This is a genomic window from Aerococcus sp. L_32 (genome assembly GCF_050689315.1).
In genome coordinates, this window is the sequence record NZ_JBOEQF010000037.1 from 1 (window position 1) to 16,149 (window position 16,149).

15 protein-coding genes are annotated in these 16,149 nt (G+C 40.3%); 14 read left to right on the plus strand and 1 reads right to left on the minus strand.

Annotated elements, in window-relative coordinates; all coding sequences use genetic code 11:
* The 8 genes from ACRCJ0_RS04215 to ACRCJ0_RS04250 all read left to right on the plus strand — a co-directional run.
* Positions 1–955: Glu/Leu/Phe/Val dehydrogenase dimerization domain-containing protein (locus ACRCJ0_RS04215; protein WP_431389593.1), on the plus strand; the 955-nt coding region annotated here is incomplete at its 5' end.
* A 116-nt stretch (positions 956–1,071) separates the two neighbouring features.
* Entirely contained in the window at positions 1,072–1,968 is an 897-nt protein-coding gene (locus ACRCJ0_RS04220; protein ID WP_417893621.1) for an NAD(P)H-hydrate dehydratase, read from the plus strand.
* 25 nt (positions 1,969–1,993) lie between these two features.
* Positions 1,994–2,464: an NUDIX hydrolase gene (locus tag ACRCJ0_RS04225; RefSeq protein WP_417893622.1), complete on the plus strand. Its 471-nt coding sequence runs from the start codon at positions 1,994–1,996 to the stop codon at positions 2,462–2,464.
* 174 nt (positions 2,465–2,638) lie between these two features.
* On the plus strand, positions 2,639–3,409 hold the full coding sequence (locus ACRCJ0_RS04230; protein WP_417893623.1) for a DeoR/GlpR family DNA-binding transcription regulator: 771 nt from the start codon (positions 2,639–2,641) through the stop codon (positions 3,407–3,409).
* Positions 3,406–4,323 carry a 1-phosphofructokinase gene (gene pfkB, locus ACRCJ0_RS04235; protein ID WP_417893624.1) on the plus strand — a complete coding sequence of 306 codons (918 nt, stop codon included), beginning with the start codon at positions 3,406–3,408 and terminating at the stop codon, positions 4,321–4,323. Before ACRCJ0_RS04230 ends, pfkB begins: the two co-directional genes overlap by 4 nt.
* Positions 4,324–4,353: 30 nt before the next feature.
* A complete protein-coding gene (locus ACRCJ0_RS04240; protein ID WP_417893625.1) occupies positions 4,354–6,267 on the plus strand; it encodes a PTS fructose transporter subunit IIABC in 1,914 nt (637 codons plus the stop codon).
* 295 nt (positions 6,268–6,562) lie between these two features.
* Positions 6,563–8,272, plus strand: coding sequence for an ABC transporter ATP-binding protein (locus ACRCJ0_RS04245; RefSeq protein WP_431389594.1), 1,710 nt, complete (start codon positions 6,563–6,565; stop codon positions 8,270–8,272).
* Positions 8,273–8,275: 3 nt separating this feature from the next.
* Complete coding sequence (locus ACRCJ0_RS04250) at positions 8,276–10,006, plus strand: ABC transporter ATP-binding protein (protein ID WP_419971379.1); 1,731 nt, start codon at positions 8,276–8,278, stop codon at positions 10,004–10,006.
* A 77-nt stretch (positions 10,007–10,083) separates the two neighbouring features.
* Here the strand turns inward: ACRCJ0_RS04250 and ACRCJ0_RS04255 are convergent, their stop codons facing one another.
* Positions 10,084–10,845, minus strand: a complete 762-nt coding sequence (locus ACRCJ0_RS04255; protein ID WP_417893628.1) for a CBS domain-containing protein — start codon at positions 10,843–10,845, stop codon at positions 10,084–10,086.
* A gap of 98 nt (positions 10,846–10,943) precedes the next feature.
* Here ACRCJ0_RS04255 and ACRCJ0_RS04260 point away from each other — a divergent pair, with 98 nt between their 5' ends.
* The 6 genes from ACRCJ0_RS04260 to ACRCJ0_RS04285 form a co-directional block, all read left to right on the plus strand.
* Positions 10,944–11,363 carry an ABC transporter substrate-binding protein gene (locus ACRCJ0_RS04260; RefSeq protein WP_419971380.1) on the plus strand — a complete coding sequence of 140 codons (420 nt, stop codon included), beginning with the start codon at positions 10,944–10,946 and terminating at the stop codon, positions 11,361–11,363.
* A 334-nt stretch (positions 11,364–11,697) separates the two neighbouring features.
* On the plus strand, positions 11,698–12,483 hold the full coding sequence (locus ACRCJ0_RS04265) for a transporter substrate-binding domain-containing protein (protein ID WP_419971381.1): 786 nt from the start codon (positions 11,698–11,700) through the stop codon (positions 12,481–12,483).
* A gap of 27 nt (positions 12,484–12,510) precedes the next feature.
* Positions 12,511–13,872, plus strand: a complete 1,362-nt coding sequence (locus ACRCJ0_RS04270; protein WP_431389595.1) for an MmgE/PrpD family protein — start codon at positions 12,511–12,513, stop codon at positions 13,870–13,872.
* A complete protein-coding gene (purB, locus tag ACRCJ0_RS04275; protein ID WP_419971383.1) occupies positions 13,854–15,227 on the plus strand; it encodes an adenylosuccinate lyase in 1,374 nt (457 codons plus the stop codon). The genes ACRCJ0_RS04270 and purB overlap by 19 nt, the downstream gene beginning before the upstream one ends.
* Positions 15,217–15,717 (plus strand): GNAT family N-acetyltransferase, encoded by a 501-nt coding sequence (locus tag ACRCJ0_RS04280; RefSeq protein ID WP_431389596.1) that lies wholly within the window; start codon positions 15,217–15,219, stop codon positions 15,715–15,717. The genes purB and ACRCJ0_RS04280 overlap by 11 nt, the downstream gene beginning before the upstream one ends.
* A gap of 81 nt (positions 15,718–15,798) precedes the next feature.
* On the plus strand, positions 15,799–16,149 hold a 351-nt coding region (locus ACRCJ0_RS04285), incomplete at its 3' end, for an ABC transporter permease subunit (RefSeq protein WP_431389597.1).

Here is a 16,149-nt window from a genome sequence, read left to right on the forward strand (position 1 = left end):
GGCTGACTTTGATCCGAAAGGTAAGTCAGACAACGAGATTATGCGATTCTGCCAAAGCTTTATGACGGAATTACAGAAATATATTGGTCCAGATCAAGATGTACCAGCAGGTGATATCGGTGTCGGTGGGCGTGAGATTGGTTTCTTATTCGGCCAATACAAAAAATTACGTGGATTTGAAAATGGCGTTTTAACTGGTAAACCATTATTATATGGTGGTTCATTAGCGCGTACTGAGGCTACTGGATACGGTGCTGTATACTTCTTAAACGAGATGTTGAAAGCTAAAAATGACACAATTGAAGGTAAACGCGCAATTATTTCTGGTGCGGGTAACGTAGCTATCTATGCTGCTGAAAAACTTCAAGAACTTGGCGGTACAGCGATTTCAGTATCAGATTCAACAGGTTTCATCATTGATGAAACTGGTATTGACGTAGCCCTTTTACGTGATGTAAAAGAAGTTCGCCGTGAACGTTTAACTGCATATGCAGAAGCTAAACCCTCAGCAAGCTACTTTGAAGGTTCTGTCTGGGACCATGAAATTGCAGCTGACTTAGCAATCCCTGCAGCTACACAAAATGAAGTGAAAAAACCACAAGCTGATCAATTAGTTAAAAATGGCGTGAAATTCATTTCCGAAGGTGCTAACATGCCTTTAGATGCACCAGCAACAGAAACATTATTAGCAAATGATGTTTACGTTGGACCAGCGAAAGCTGCCAATGCCGGTGGTGTAGCTGTTTCTGCCCTAGAAATGGCACAAAATAGCCAACGTCAAAGCTGGACTTTTGAAGAAGTTGACGGCATGTTACAAGACATCATGAAAAATATCTTCAGCGAGTCTAAAGAAGCTGCAAGCACATACGGTAAAGAAGATAACTTAATTGCCGGTGCAAACATTGCTGGTTTCAAAAAAGTTGCAGATGCAATGATTTCTCAAGGCTTAGTATAATTCAAATACATTACACACGAGGTGTAAGCAAGAGGTTGGCTAATATGGCCAACCTTTTTGCGTGTAAAGGGTTAGGTATATGCTTATACAAGTGCTAGAATGAAAGGAAAGGGGTGATGGTTGTGACATTATCAAAGGTTGATTTAAATTTAACGGCTATTAAAAGCCTCATACCAGTTCGGGACAAGGACGCCTATAAGAACCTGTTTGGTCACGTCCTGATTATCGCAGGGAACCATGCCATGGGTGGAGCTGCCCAAATGGCGACCATGGCTACAGTCAATTCGGGCGCAGGTTTAACCACGGTTGCAACTGATTCAGCTAACTTGCCCGCTATCCATACTGTTATGCCGGAGGCTATGATCATCGATTGGACGCATGTGTCAGCTGTCAAGCAAATGATTGAGAAAGTGGATGTGCTATTGGTTGGACCTGGATTAGGGATGGATAACCTGGACTTATGGCAGCTAATCAAAACCACAATTGTATCCTCTAAACACTCGTTGAAGATTATCTTAGACGCAGATGCTTTAAATTTACTAGCGACAGATTTAGCAGAAGATGAATACAAGACAATTCAAGAATTACTTTCCCCAGAAAATCAACATGAAATCATTTTGACACCCCATCAAGGAGAATGGCGTAGGCTATCTGCAGGCAAAGTCCCGGCCGAAGACCAAGCGAGCATCCAAAATTGGGTAAACCAAACGGGGACTATCCTAGTATTGAAAGGGTCATCAACGGAAATTTATGTGCCAAATGAGCTGGTCATTCACCGAAATCCTGGGGGTAATCCTGGCATGGCGACTGGCGGTATGGGGGACACGCTAGCGGGGATGATTGCTGGTTTAGCAGGTCAATTAAACAAAACGGCAGATGCTGTTAAGCTGGCAGTTTTCTTACATTCCTACATTGGTGACCAGCTGTATGAAGACCATTATGTCGTCCTACCTAGTCAAATTAGCAAACGAATTCCTTATACAATGAAAGAAATCTCAAAGAAAGAAATTTAAAAGTAGAATCAGAAAGTGTGATGAAATGGCAAGTAAGAAATTACGATATACCAACCCTTCAGCGGGCATATTAATTTTAACCCGGAAATTGGATGGGCAAAAGCAAGTCCTATTACAACACAGAGGGCAAACGGAAATGTTAGCGAATAAGTGGGATTGTATATCTGGGCACGTTGAAGCACAGGAAACGGTACGCCAAGCCATGGTTCGAGAAGTATATGAAGAATTGGGCATTCATATTCAGGCAGATGATTTAGCATTTGTGGGTTTAACCCACCTACGTTTAGATGATGAAACGACTTACTATAATATTTATCTGACGACTGATCGATTTGTAGGCACACCGCAAATTATGGAAACCGATAAACATGATGATTTAAAATGGGTGAACTTGACTGATTTACCGGCTATGGCGAATGAAATCGTCCAAAATCGTTATGAAGCCATCCAACATTTGGGGCAACCACCATTTTATTCAGAAGAAGGATTTACGTAAAAAGGGGTAATCATAAGCACTTTATATGGAATAAGGACATGAATTTTAATGTTCTCTTTTTTATTTGAAAGAAAATGATTGATTCTGGATGTTTTTGCGTGTATAATGGTTGTGGTATCGAGTAAGCGTTTGCATTCCCTTTACAAAATATTTACGTGAAAGGAGTTCAAAAAAGTGTTATTAGAAGAACGAAAAACCATCATCTTAGATCACCTAAACCAGCATCATATGGTCGATTTGCAGACCTTAGTCACTATGACTGGTGCCAGCGAGTCAACCTTGCGTCGTGATTTAGATAGTATGGAAGATGAAGGACTCTTAATTCGCGTCCATGGTGGCGCCAAATTGAAGAAGGGTGCTAATCCTGTAATTGGAGAAGAGCCCCGATTTAGTGATAAGGTACTCAATAATGCAAATGAGAAGCGAATCATTGCTCAATATGCAGTGAGTCTGATAGAAAAAGGCGAAACTATTTATCTAGATGCCGGTACAACGTCCTTACTAATGCTTGATTTCATCACACCAGACATGCAACTAAATATCGTCACGAATGGTGTCGATCAAGCGATTGTTGCAGCTGGTAAAGGCTTGAATATCCAATTATTAGGGGGCACCTTACGGGCGAATACCCAAGCAATTGTTGGCCAAAGCGCTCATAAGCAATTAAAGAAATACCATTTTCACCATGTGTTTTTAGGGATGAACGGGATTGATTTAGATGATGGACTGACGACAACTGACGAAGCGGAAGCCTTTTTGAAAGAACAAGCAGCCAGTCAAAGTATAGACGTTCATGTCATGATTGACCAAAGTAAGTTTGAGAGAACTTATCCAATTACGGTTACCTTAGATTGTGAATTCCAAGTTGTTACAAATATTTTTAAAGACCGAGATGCAAAAGAAGATTTTACTCAAGTATATAAAATAAAGGAGGTAAACAATTGATTTATACACTAACGTTAAATCCCTCAATCGATTACTTAATGTACATTGATGAGATCCAAGCAGGGAAGACGAATAGATCAACACGTGAACAGATGTTACCAGGTGGGAAAGGGATTAATGTATCCCGAATCCTAAACCAATTTGAAGTACCCAATATTGCCTTAGGTTTTGTAGGTGGTTTCTCAGGGGACTTTATACGCGAATGGTTGGAAAAAGAAGGGTCATCTACTCAATTTATCGAAATTTCTAGTCCAACACGTATCAATGTGAAGACAAAAGGAACAAGCGAAACAGAAATTAACGGTGCAGGCCCTGTCATTGATGAAGAGGCGATTAACCAATTGCGCCAACAAATTCAAATGATGACTTCAGAAGACTTGATTGTCCTTTCTGGTAGTAAAGCACAAGGGTTACCGGAAGATTTCTACTTAAGCTTAATTAGCTTATTGAAAGAACGCGGTATTCCATTCATCTTCGATACAGCAAGCCAAGAATTAATCGAAGCCTTACCAATGGCACCACTTTTAGTCAAACCAAACCAGGATGAGTTAGGTGACTTATTCGGTGTTGAAATCAATTCACTAGATGACGTTGTTTTATATGGTAAGAAGTTACAAGAATTAGGTGCAGAAAACGTCGTTGTATCACTAGGTGGTGACGGTGCCTTATTTATTGACAAAGAGCGTATTGTTAAGGCTGATGCACCTCAAGGTAAAGTCATCAATACAGTTGGGTCTGGTGACTCAATGATTGCCGGATTTGTTGCTGGATTACAACAAGGTTTACCAGCTTCTCAAGCCTTTGTGCTAGCGGTACAAAGTGGGAGTGCCACAGCATTTAAAGAAGACTTGGCAGAGAAGCAAGACATTGATGCTTTAAACGGAGCAGTGGGTCTATCATTTTTACATAAATAAGCTATACAATCGTAAATGAAGGAGATAGATATGAAAATTACGGATATTCTACGTGAAGAGTTAATGATTCTTGATGTAAAGGCAGATAATAAAGCCGCTATTTTAGACGAGATGGCGCAAAAATTAGTGGATACTGGGGCAGTGAGCGACTTTGATAGTTTCCGTTCAGACATCCAAAAACGTGAAGATACTATGAGTACTGGTTTAGGTAATGGTATCGCTATGCCTCACGCGAAAAATGAGGCAGTTACAAAAACTTCAGTTGTATTTGCTAAAAAACCAGGCGGTTTAGACTTCGAATCTTTAGACGGCCAACCAGCTGAATTATTCTTTATGATCGCTGCTGAGGGTGGATCTGCGGATACGCATTTACAAGTGCTTGCTGAACTTTCTAAGTTATTAATGAACGAAGACTTCATTGCTGCTTTAAAAGGTGCCCAAGATACTGCAGCTATTACAGGTATTTTAAACTTAGCACAAGCACAATTAGACGCAGAAAAAAAAGAAGAGGAATCTTCTACTGATGTTTCTGCAGCTGACGTTGATGAAAAACAACCATATATCATTGCAGTAACTGCTTGTCCAACGGGTATTGCCCACACTTATATGGCTGAAGATGCTTTGAAGAAAAAAGCACAAGAACTAGGCGTACAAATTAAAGTTGAAACACGCGGATCTGAAGGTGTTAAACATGGTTTAACTAAAGAAGACATCGATAAAGCTGACGGAATCATTGTTGCAGTAAGTAAAAATGTGCCTATGGGTCGTTTCAATGGTAAAAAAGTGGTTGAACGTCCAGTTGCTGACGGTATCAACAAAACTGAAGAATTGATTAATTTAGCTTTATCTGGCGACGCTCCAGTTTACACGACTAATCGTCAAGATGAAGATGATGCTTCAAGTGAAGACGGTGCAGGTTCAGGTCGCTTCAACTTCAAGTCATTATACAAAGACCTAATGAACGGTATTTCAGCAATGTTACCATTTGTTATCGCTGGTGGTATAATTATTGCCATTTCATTCTTAATTGAACGATTTGCCGGTAGCGAATCTGAATTATTCTTAGGTTTCAACGGTATCGGTTCTGCAGCCTTTGCTTTCTTAATTCCAGTATTAGCTGGTAATATCGCTAAATCTATCGGCGGTCAACCAGCCTTAGTAGCCGGATTCTCTGCTGGTGCCTTAGCAAATACTGCTGGTGCCGGATTCCTAGGTGGTTTAGTTGGTGGTTTCCTTGCCGGTTACGTGACAATCTTAGTCATTGAAATGCTTAAAGGATTACCAAAATCACTTGCAGGTACTAGAACAATCTTATTCTACCCTGTACTTACGCTATTAATTACTGGTGTTATTATGTACTTTGTATTGGGGCCAATTTTCGCAGGTATCAATACAGGTATGTTGAACTTCCTTGAAAGTCTAGGTACTGCTAACTTAGTATTACTAGGGGCCGTACTTGGTGGTATGATGGCAATCGACATGGGTGGTCCATTCAATAAAGCAGCTTATGCCTTCTCTATCGGTATCTTTACAGATACTGGTGATGGTAAATTTATGGCGGCAGTTATGGCCGGTGGTATGGTGCCACCATTAGCAATCGCTTTGGCATCAGTTTTATTCAAAAATAAATTTACTAAAACAGAAAAACAATCAGGTTTAACAAACTTCATTATGGGTCTAACATTCATTACAGAGGGTGCTATTCCATTTGCAGCTGCTGATCCATTACGTGTGATTACTTCTAGTGTACTAGGTGCTGCTGTTGCTGGTGGTTTAACACAATTCTGGGCAACTAATGTACCTGCACCACATGGTGGTATCATCACTATGGTGGCGTTAGGTAACCAACCATTACTACTAATCTTAGCGGTAATTATCGGTTCAATTATCTCAGCCGTAGTTTTAGGTTTCTGGAAAAAACCAGTAGCTGAAGAGGACAGATAATCATTTAAAAAAACAACAATACAAGAAAAGCACGAAATTGCCAAAAGGTAAATTTCGTGCTTTTTTGGTTAATCATATCATGTATTACAAAATTAGAAAACGAATCCTTTATATGAGGAAAATAGCACATATTTTTGTATAGCAGTACTAATGATTGTCCTGTTTTTGTATTTTTTGAAAAATAAGCCAGTAAAGAATTGTTTAATAAAGTTGATAGAGGCTTAATAATGCCAACTAATTAAAAATTAATGGTATGATATTTTAGAATGAAAATAATCGTGCTAGGAGAGAGTGTATGCGGGTTAAAGATATATTACTTAAAAACAAAGGCCAAGCCTTTTTGGCATTTATTGCTAAAGTAGCCGAAGCCATTTTAGAGTTATTAGTGCCTATCGTGATGGCTACATTGATTAACATGGGGATTAATCAAGACAATCCATCAGTTATCATCAGACAAGGGATCTTGTTGGCAGTATTGCCTTTACTAGGTTATTTAGTGGCCTTGGTTTGTCAATATTTGGCTTCTAAAGTTGCCCAGGATATTGGGACTGAAGTGCGGCTAGAAATGTTTAAAACATTAAACCGTATGGATAGAAAGCAATTGGATACTATTACAGCTTCGTCAGTGGTTCTAAGAATAGAAAATGATACGCAAAACTTACAATTGGCCATTGCCTTAATGATTCGTCTGGGATCTCGTGTGCCAGTTTTATTAATCGGTTCAATTGTGATGGCTTTTTATGTGAGTCCAACCTTGGCGCCTATATTTATCATCGGTGGATTGGTCATTGGTGTTATATTGATATACATTAATATTTTTACTAATAAACAAAATGGCCAAATCCAACGTCGTATGGATCAATTATCACGTATCGTGCGTGAAAACTTTTCAGGCATCCGGGACATCCGTGCCTTCGCCAACGAAAAACATGAAGTCGACCGATTCGAAAAACAAAACCTGACTTTAAGAGGCGAGCAATTAACCATGGGTGCCTTTCAAGCGCTGGCTAACCCGTCAAGTCTTTTCTTAGTCAACTTAGCCATTGCTTTTATCTTGTTCTTCGGAGGTAGACTGGTAAATAATGGCCAGTTTATGCAAGGGGATGTCGTTGCTTTAGTTCAATATATGAATAATATTCTCTTGGCTTTAAATGTACTTGTGAATATCTTACTTGTCTTTAGTCGCGGGATTGCCGGGATTAATCGAATTGATGAGGTTTTAGCCATTGAACCAGAAATCTTAAGTGGCCAGGACAAACTTCCTGGGCATGAACCCTTGGCTATTCAATTTGATGATGTAACTTTTGGATACGGAGAGCGTCATACCATTGAAAATATCACAGCTGATATCAAACCGGGTTCTTTTTTTGGGATTATCGGGGGGACGGCATCAGGTAAATCGACTTTAGTTAACTTGTTGTTACGTAATGACGATGTCAACCAGGGCCAAATTATCATTAACGATAGCTTGATTCAAAACTTAGATCTGAATGCCTACCGTCAAAAAATCGGTCTAGTCCCTCAATCAGCAAGCCTATTTACCGGTACGCTTAGAGATAATCTATTGATGGGCAAAAAGGACATCAGTGACCAAGACTTGTGGCAAGCTTTAGAAATTGCACAAGCCAAGGACTTTGTCGCTCAAAACGACCAGGGCTTAGACATGCCCGTTCGACAAGGTGGTAAAAACTTTTCAGGTGGACAAAAGCAAAGGCTAACGATTGCCCGTGCTTTAGTGGGCCAGCCGCAAGTTTTAATACTAGATGATTCGTCAAGTGCCTTAGACTTCGCCACTGAATCGAAATTACGCCAAGCATTAAGCAAATTAAATACCACTATAATCATGATTTCACAGCGGGTGTCTTCAGTACAACAGGCTGATCAAATTTTAGTCATGAATAATGGGCGCAGTGCTGGGGTTGGAAGTCACGATGACTTAATAGCAACCAGTGACATATATCAAGCGATTGTTGCTTCGCAGATGCAAGAAGAAAAGGAGGACTAGCAGATGGATAAAACAACATTCTCGTGGCTGATGGATTACATTAAACGTTACCGTTGGACTACAATCGGCTTATTCCTATTTTCGACAATTACTGTCCTTTTTCAAGTTTTAATACCGATTCAAATCGGACAGGCAGTGAATGAAATCGTTGGCCTCGACCAAGTGGATTTTAAAGCTCTGTGGCAAGCCATTATCTGGCTAGGTGTGTTCGCTTTAATTGCAGCCCTAGCTCAGTATTTACAAAATCAGATGTCTAACCGGTTAACCTACCATATTATTGCGGACTTACATAGAGACGCCTTTAATAAGATTCAAAAACTGCCTTTATCATACGTGGATAACCATTCTTTAGGGGACCTTGTTTCTCGTGTCATTAATGATGTTGATTTAGTCGGTAATGGTTTATTACAGAGTTTCAATAACTTATTCTCCGGAGTGATTTTAATTGTCGGGGTTATCGTGATGATGTTATCTCTAGATGTTAAAATCGGATTGATTGTCATTATTTTGACACCCGTTTCTGTGGTTGTTTCTTATATTATTGCCAGTAGAACCTACCACCGCTTTACTGAACAGGTCAATTTACGTGGCAAACTTGGTGGATATGTGGATGAAATGGCCCAAGGACAAATGATTGTCCGTGCCTTTACCTTTGAAGACGACGCCATTGAACAATTTACAAGTATTAACCAAAAAGTGCATGAGTCAGGTCTGTGGTCACAATTTTATGGGGCTTTAATTAACCCAACGTCTCGTGTTTTAAACTCCATTGTGTATGCTGTTGTGGGTGTAGTTGGTGCTTTTACTGTATTATCTGGCCAATTGAGTGTGGGGATTTTCTCTTCATTCTTAACTTACGCCAATCAATACAACAAGCCATTTAATGATATTTCTTCTATTATTAATGAAATGCAAACATCTTTAGCTGCGGCTGCGCGCGTCCATGAACTGATGGGGGCTAAGGAAGAGACACCTTCACGCGATCAAGCAGAAATTGCAAGGGTTGAAGGTGCAGTTGATTTTAAAGACTTAACCTTCTATTATGATAGCCAAAGACCTTTAATTGAAGACTTAAACGTCCATGTCAAGGCTGGGGATACGGTAGCCATAGTAGGTCCTACTGGGGCAGGGAAAACAACCCTTATCAACCTTCTGATGCGGTTTTATGACCCAGTAGCCGGGGGTATTCATATTGACGGTGTCAACACCTTAGATATGCAACGTAGCTATCTACGACAAAACTTTGGGATGGTTTTACAGGATTCTTGGATTTTTGAAGGAACCATTTTCGATAATATTGCATACGGTAAGTCGGGCTCAACCATGGAAGAAGTGGTTGCTGTGGCTAAAAAAGCCCAGATCCATGACATGATTATGCAGATGGACCAAGATTATCAGTTTAAATTAAGTGAGAATGGGGCCAACATTTCTAAAGGGCAACAACAATTAATTTGTATTGCGCGAATTATGCTCACTGACCCAGATATGTTGATCTTGGATGAGGCCACATCTTCAATTGATACGATGACGGAGAAGGCGATTCAAGAAACCTTTGATGCAATGATGGTTAACCATACAACCTTTATCGTGGCCCACCGTTTATCAACGATTGAAAACGCCGACCAAATCTTATACATGGAAAACGGCCATGTCTTGGAACAAGGCAGCCATCAAAGTTTATTAGAAAAAGAAGGTAAGTACTTCAATTTATACCAATCGCAATTTAATCACTAAGCTGAATAAATCCTTGTTGAAGGCGCACATAAAAAAGCTAGCGGCAATTTCCGCTAGCTTTTTTGTCTACCCTCGTTTTATAAATAATTTAGAATCGTGGTAATATCCCGTTGAGTGACAATTCCAATAATGTCTTCAGGTTTACGGACATCGTCTTTTTCCGAAATCAATAAGACTTCATTTCGGTTGTTGCGCATCAAGTCGACCATTAAATCATCTAATTCAAAAATTGGGGTATCGGGTGAAATGATTTGTTTACGGATAATTTTCTGATGTTGGCTATGATTGATTATCTGCTTTACTTGATATTTGGAGAAGTCCATATAGAACCAAGAATTTTTAGTAATCTCATCCGCAATAAACTTGGTGATGAGTTCTGCAGAAATAACCGAAACCAAGCGTTCCTTATTAAAGACGGGTAATTGGGATACTTGATGGTGGTGTAAATCAGTCAAGGCTTTTTCTAGACTATCACCCATATTAATGGCAAAAACTGGTTTGATAAATTTTCTGGTTGACGGAATTTTTGTCAGTAAATGGTTGATTTCAAAGAGTTGTTGATTGGTTTCCTCAGAAGGATAAGCCAGGTTCACTTCAATATCTGTCTTGTGGTGGGTCAACAAGTTGCGTAACTGGCGAATCTGGTCTAAAAATTGATGGTTACGTTTGATTACTTGGTTCGTTTTGGCTAATTCTTCTACACACTGGAAGAAAGTAGCATCATCATTGACTAATAATCCCTTCATGGTTTGGTGTAGGGCGTTAAAGTGGCTAATAAAAGCGACTGTTACTGAATAGGGTTTATCCCTGGTAAATTCTTCAGAATAATGACTGGTCATCTTGGCAACCTCCTTCTATCTACTACTTTAATTATAACAAAAAGATGATGGAATTATGAATTGCAATACCCTTGAGCAAATAAATTACAGCCTTAGGTGTGCTAGCCGATTCTGACATCCAAGCGATTGAAGCCTTGGAAGGGAAAACAATTGGGTTAGTTGCAGGGTCACATAAGGTAGATATCATGAAAAAATATATAGGAGATAACGGTTTAGATATTGAAATCCGTACTTATGAAAATCGTGAAGGACCTGAGTTAGATGTTGAGAAAGGTCAGATCGATGCCTATGCTCAGGATTATACGATAATTCAAGCGAGCATCCAATTGAAGGACAAACCATTCCGTACGCTAGACCAGACCTTCTCAAACGACAATGTGGTCTTCCCATTTGCCAAAACTGAAGAAGGGACAGCTTTTAAAGAAGCCTTTGACGCAGAACTTGGAAACTTGCGTGAAGATGGCACTTTAGCTGAAATATCTAACAAATACTACGGCGAAGATGTAACACAAGGATAGGTGAATAAGCATCATCGAGAGGTATCTTAGATTATCAGGATACCTCTTTTTCTATTTGTGTAGAGAAATGATCATTTATTAGTAAATGTCTTGATTAAATGATATATCAATATCCGACATTATCCAGTTAAATATAGCTAAAAAGATATAAATAAATATTTTTCAATGATTCTGAGCAAAAAACTAGAGAATTGATCGAAGAACACTTACAATTTTAAATTGTATTGATATGATTTTTAGATGACTCGTTATCGATTATTGGTATAAGTGTTCATACATATTCAGTGCTAGAATAATTCTATGTTCAAAACTATTTATTAGGAGGCAGTTCAAGATGAAGAAATTATTTAAATGGGTCGCATTTGCAGCTATCGCGTTGGTGCTAGCAGCTTGCGGTAATGGTAGCTCGGAGGAAGCATCCGGCGATAAAGTATTGCGTGTTGGGGCTACAGGTCAATCTTTCCCAAACTCTTACCAAGAAGACGGTGAGTTAACTGGGTTTGACGTAGAGGTATTAGAAACAATCGCAGCAAACTTAGGTTACACAGTTGAATGGACAACTGGTGGGTTCGACGGTTTGGTAACACAATTGAATACGGGTAAATTAGATACTATTGCCAATAACTTTGCGAAAACTGAAGAACGTGCAAAAGTTTACCAATTCTCTACACCATATGCATACGCACATACAGCCTTAGGTGTATTGGCTGATTCAGATATCCAATCAATTGAAGACTTAGAAGGTCAAACAATTGGTGGGGTTGCGGGTTCAAATAAAGTAGATATTATCACCAAATATATTGAAGAAAATGGTTTAGATATCGAAATCCGTACTTACGAAAACCGTGAGGGACCTGAATTAGATCTTGAAAAAGGTCAAGTCCAAGCCTACGTACAAGATTACGCGATTATCCAATCAAGTATCACATTAAAAGACAAACCATTCCGTACTTTAGAAGAAACATATTCAGATGACAGCGTGGTATTCCCATTCGCACAAACTGATGAAGGTACTGAATTGAAAGAAGCTTTTGACGCAGAACTGGAAACATTACGTGAAGATGGTACTTTAGCTGAATTATCAGAGAAATACTACGGCGAAGACATTACCCAAGAATAGTTTAACAAAACTCAAGGAGGGGCAGATATGAATGAAAACCTTGGGATCAAATGGATTACACAATTGATCGAAGCAGACCCGACAACAAATAAAGATGCTGTCCGGGAAGCGAAAAAGGGCATTCAAGATTATCTTGCTGCCTCCTTTTTTGCGAATAGGGAAGCTATACCAAAGCAATTAAATAATGGCCAGCCATTTACTTACGGCATTCCGAATGGCACAAAGGATGAAAAGCAAAGGATTACATTTGCTTCTAGACATCATGCCCTTGTTAACGGCTTTCGGGCTCATTACTTAGACATTGACGACACCCAACCGTCAATGCGAGGTCATGCTAGCGCAGTCATCCTTTCGGCCTTATTTGCGGTTGCCCATCCAGATGACGACGGCCAGGACTTCATCTCTGCCTACATTGCCGGCGTTGAAATTGGTGGACGACTTGGGAACTTATTCAATCCAGACCTTTATCAAAAAGGCTGGCATGCAACTGAATTCATCGGCGGTTTTGCAGCAACAGCGGCCTTAATCAAATACTTGAAATTAAATGAAAGTGAAGCCACTAACGCTTTTTCCCTCGTTGCTAGCCAGGCTTCAGGATTTCGCTTCCAATTTGGAACAGATGCCAAGCCTTTACAAGCAGGTATTGCGGCTAGAAATGCCATTGAAGCGGTAGATTGGACCTTAAAAGGTGTCCAAGGGTCAGAAGACTTTTTATTCGGTGACAGAGGCCTATTTGCTATTTTTGAAATTGACCAAGCGACTGGCCAGGAAGTCTTAAGTGGCTGTTGGGACGGGGACTTACATATTCACAAACCGGGCCTGTGGTTTAAAGCCTACCCATTCTGTTCGGCAGCCTTTAGGGCGGCTGACGCAGCCGTGACTATTTTCCGAACGACAGGATATGAATTCTTAGATATTGACCAGGTGACGATTTCCTTTAACCCAGGACGTGACGCGGCTTTAGTTTACACTGCACCAACCACTGGACTTGAAGGTAAGTTTTCAGCAGAATACATCACTTATCTTGGCTTGAAAAAGGGCTATTATGAACCAGCTGACTTTACGACTGACCCAATCGATGAGGGTATTCAAGCCGAATTAGCTAAGTACAGGCGGATTATCACCCCCGAAACGGACAAGGGCTTATCTTCGACAGTGAAAATCACCTTTAAAGATGGTTTATCTGTCCAAGAAGAGGTATGGTATCCAACTGGGTCACCGGAAAATCCCCTATCTAACAAGATGCAATTTAATAAGCTTTCGGACAGCCTGCAAAATAAACTATTAGCTGAAAACATTCAGCGGGATATTCAAACACTGGATCAAACGAAAATCAACATATTTTTAAAACATATTAACGGAGGCAATTCATGGGATCACATGCACTAGACTTAATCACAATCGGCAATAATTTTGGGACGGCGGAAATGCGTGCTTTATGGGACGATAAAGCCCGTATTCAAAGACAACTAGACACAGAAGCAGCCTTGTCACAAGCAGAAGGGCAATTAGGGATTATCCCAGCTGCCGCTGCCACCAAAATCAAAGAAGCAGCGAATGTCGACCTATACGACATTGAAGATATTGCTGCTGAATCGGCTCGTTTACGTCATTCTTTAATGGGGACGATTAACGCCTTAGAACGCCAATCAGGTGAGGCAGGAGAATTTGTCCATTTTGGCGCTACCACCCAAGATATTGTGGATACAGGGATGATGTTACAATTGCGGGATGCCTATGACATTATTGAGCGTGATGTGGCGATTGTTTTAGACTTGTTAGCTAAACTAGCTAAAACCCATCAAGATACTGTTATGATTGGTCGTACGCATGGTATGCATGCCTTACCAACAACTTTTGGCTTTAAGGTGGCTGTTTGGGTGGATGAATTCATCCGTCACGCAGAACGTTTAAAGGAATCTAGAGATCGGATTTTTGTTGGAAATATGAACGGGGCGGTTGGAACATATGCATCATTTGGTCCTAAAGGCAGCCAGCTTGAAGTAGCGACTATGGACATTTTAGGTCTAAATACGCCTAATATCGGCTGGCAATCCGCTCGTGACCGTTTTTCAGAATTTGGCAATATTGCGGCATTAATTAGCGGGACTGCTGGTAAAATCGGGAACGAATTTTATAATTTAATGCGGACGGATATTGGCGAAATCGAGGAACCCTTTAGTAAGGGTGAAATTGGTTCTTCAACCATGCCACACAAACGAAACCCAGCTTTATTTGAAGGCTTAGCCTCATTAACTCCGCCAGTTTTGAAATCGGTCGCCCTTTTGCATGAATCAATGGGGACTGAACACGAACGAGACGCGATGCATTGGCGCCAAGAGTGGGTAGCTTTACCTGAAATTGCTATCTATTTATCTGGCCAGTTAAATACCTTGAAGAATGTATTAGACGGTTTAACTGTACGAAAAGACCGGATGCAAGCCAACTTAAACCGGCAAGCTGGCTTAATTATGTCTGAAAAAGTCATGTTTGAATTATCTGACTCACTAGGTAAGCAAACTGCCCACGCTAAAGTTTATAGCTTAGCTATGCGGTCATTTGAAGAGGGACTTGACTTTGGGGACGTTTTAAAAGATGACGCTGAAATTTCTGCTAATCATCAACCTGAAGAAATTGATCAGTGGTTAGACCCGAGTGCTTATACAGGATTGGCCCAGGAGAAAGTAGGTCAAGTCCTAGCAGCATACCACACCTTTAAGGCAGGTCTTGTTGATGGCAAATAAGGATTTAACGTTTAGACGGTTACAGATGTCAGACCAACCAGCTTATCAAGGCTTGATTCACTCGGCTTACGGGTCGATTGACCAAAGTGCGGTATCTTTTGATGCGGCCAGTGAAAGCCAGGCGGATAATATCCACTGGTTGGAGACAGTGCCAACATTTGGCCTCTTCAATGAAGACGGTGATTTGGTGTCAGGGGTATCTTTACGTTACCCTTGGGGGCCAGAACCGGGTCCTAAACCTTATCCTCATATCGGACGCTTGGCAACTCATGCGGATTTTAAGGGTCATGGCTATGCTAGGATCACATTTGATTATATAGAGGATTATTTACGTGATGAATTGAAATGCCCAGCGGTTACGCTAGGGACTGCTGATCAGTTGCCCTGGTTAGTTGCCATGTATGAGCGGTGGGGTTTTGTTGAATTCGCCCGAAAACGATTGGGCAATAAAAAGCACATCACTGTTTATTTACAAAAAAAACTTATATAATTCTCCATATTTGGAAACCAGGATAGTGCCTGATATAGGCAACAAGAATGCAAAGGATTTACAAAAAGGAAGTGAATGAATATGGATTTTCCATACATGCTAGAAATCTTACCAGAAGTTGCTAGCTACATACCTACAACGCTTGTTCTAGCGTTTGTCTCTATGTTTTTCGCTGTGGTGATTGGGTTAATCGTAGCCTTTGGTCGCCGTAGCAAAAATAAAATTATCTCAAATTTATCAGCCGCATATATTTCTGTATTCCGCGGGGTACCAACCGTTGTGCAATTATTTATCATCTACTTTGGGCTCCCACAATTATTCCCGTCTATGTCTAACTTGTCTGCAATGAGTGCAGCGATTATCGGTTTATCTTTTAAAGAAGCCTCTTATTTAGCGGAAATCTTCCGTGCAGCTCTAGACTCTGTAGATAGC

Excerpts from the sequence above, each read along its gene's own strand:
- ACRCJ0_RS04220 (WP_417893621.1), top strand. The coding sequence starts at position 1,072 with ATGGTTGTGACATTATCAAAGGTTGATTTAAATTTAACGGCTATTAAA.
- ACRCJ0_RS04225 (WP_417893622.1), top strand. The coding sequence starts at position 1,994 with ATGGCAAGTAAGAAATTACGATATACCAACCCTTCAGCGGGCATATTA.
- ACRCJ0_RS04240 (WP_417893625.1), top strand. The coding sequence starts at position 4,354 with ATGAAAATTACGGATATTCTACGTGAAGAGTTAATGATTCTTGATGTA.
- ACRCJ0_RS04245 (WP_431389594.1), top strand. The coding sequence starts at position 6,563 with ATGCGGGTTAAAGATATATTACTTAAAAACAAAGGCCAAGCCTTTTTG.
- ACRCJ0_RS04250 (WP_419971379.1), top strand. The coding sequence starts at position 8,276 with ATGGATAAAACAACATTCTCGTGGCTGATGGATTACATTAAACGTTAC.
- ACRCJ0_RS04255 (WP_417893628.1), bottom strand. The coding sequence starts at position 10,845 with ATGACCAGTCATTATTCTGAAGAATTTACCAGGGATAAACCCTATTCA.
- ACRCJ0_RS04265 (WP_419971381.1), top strand. The coding sequence starts at position 11,698 with ATGAAGAAATTATTTAAATGGGTCGCATTTGCAGCTATCGCGTTGGTG.
- ACRCJ0_RS04270 (WP_431389595.1), top strand. The coding sequence starts at position 12,511 with ATGAATGAAAACCTTGGGATCAAATGGATTACACAATTGATCGAAGCA.
- purB (WP_419971383.1), top strand. The coding sequence starts at position 13,854 with ATGGGATCACATGCACTAGACTTAATCACAATCGGCAATAATTTTGGG.
- ACRCJ0_RS04280 (WP_431389596.1), top strand. The coding sequence starts at position 15,217 with ATGGCAAATAAGGATTTAACGTTTAGACGGTTACAGATGTCAGACCAA.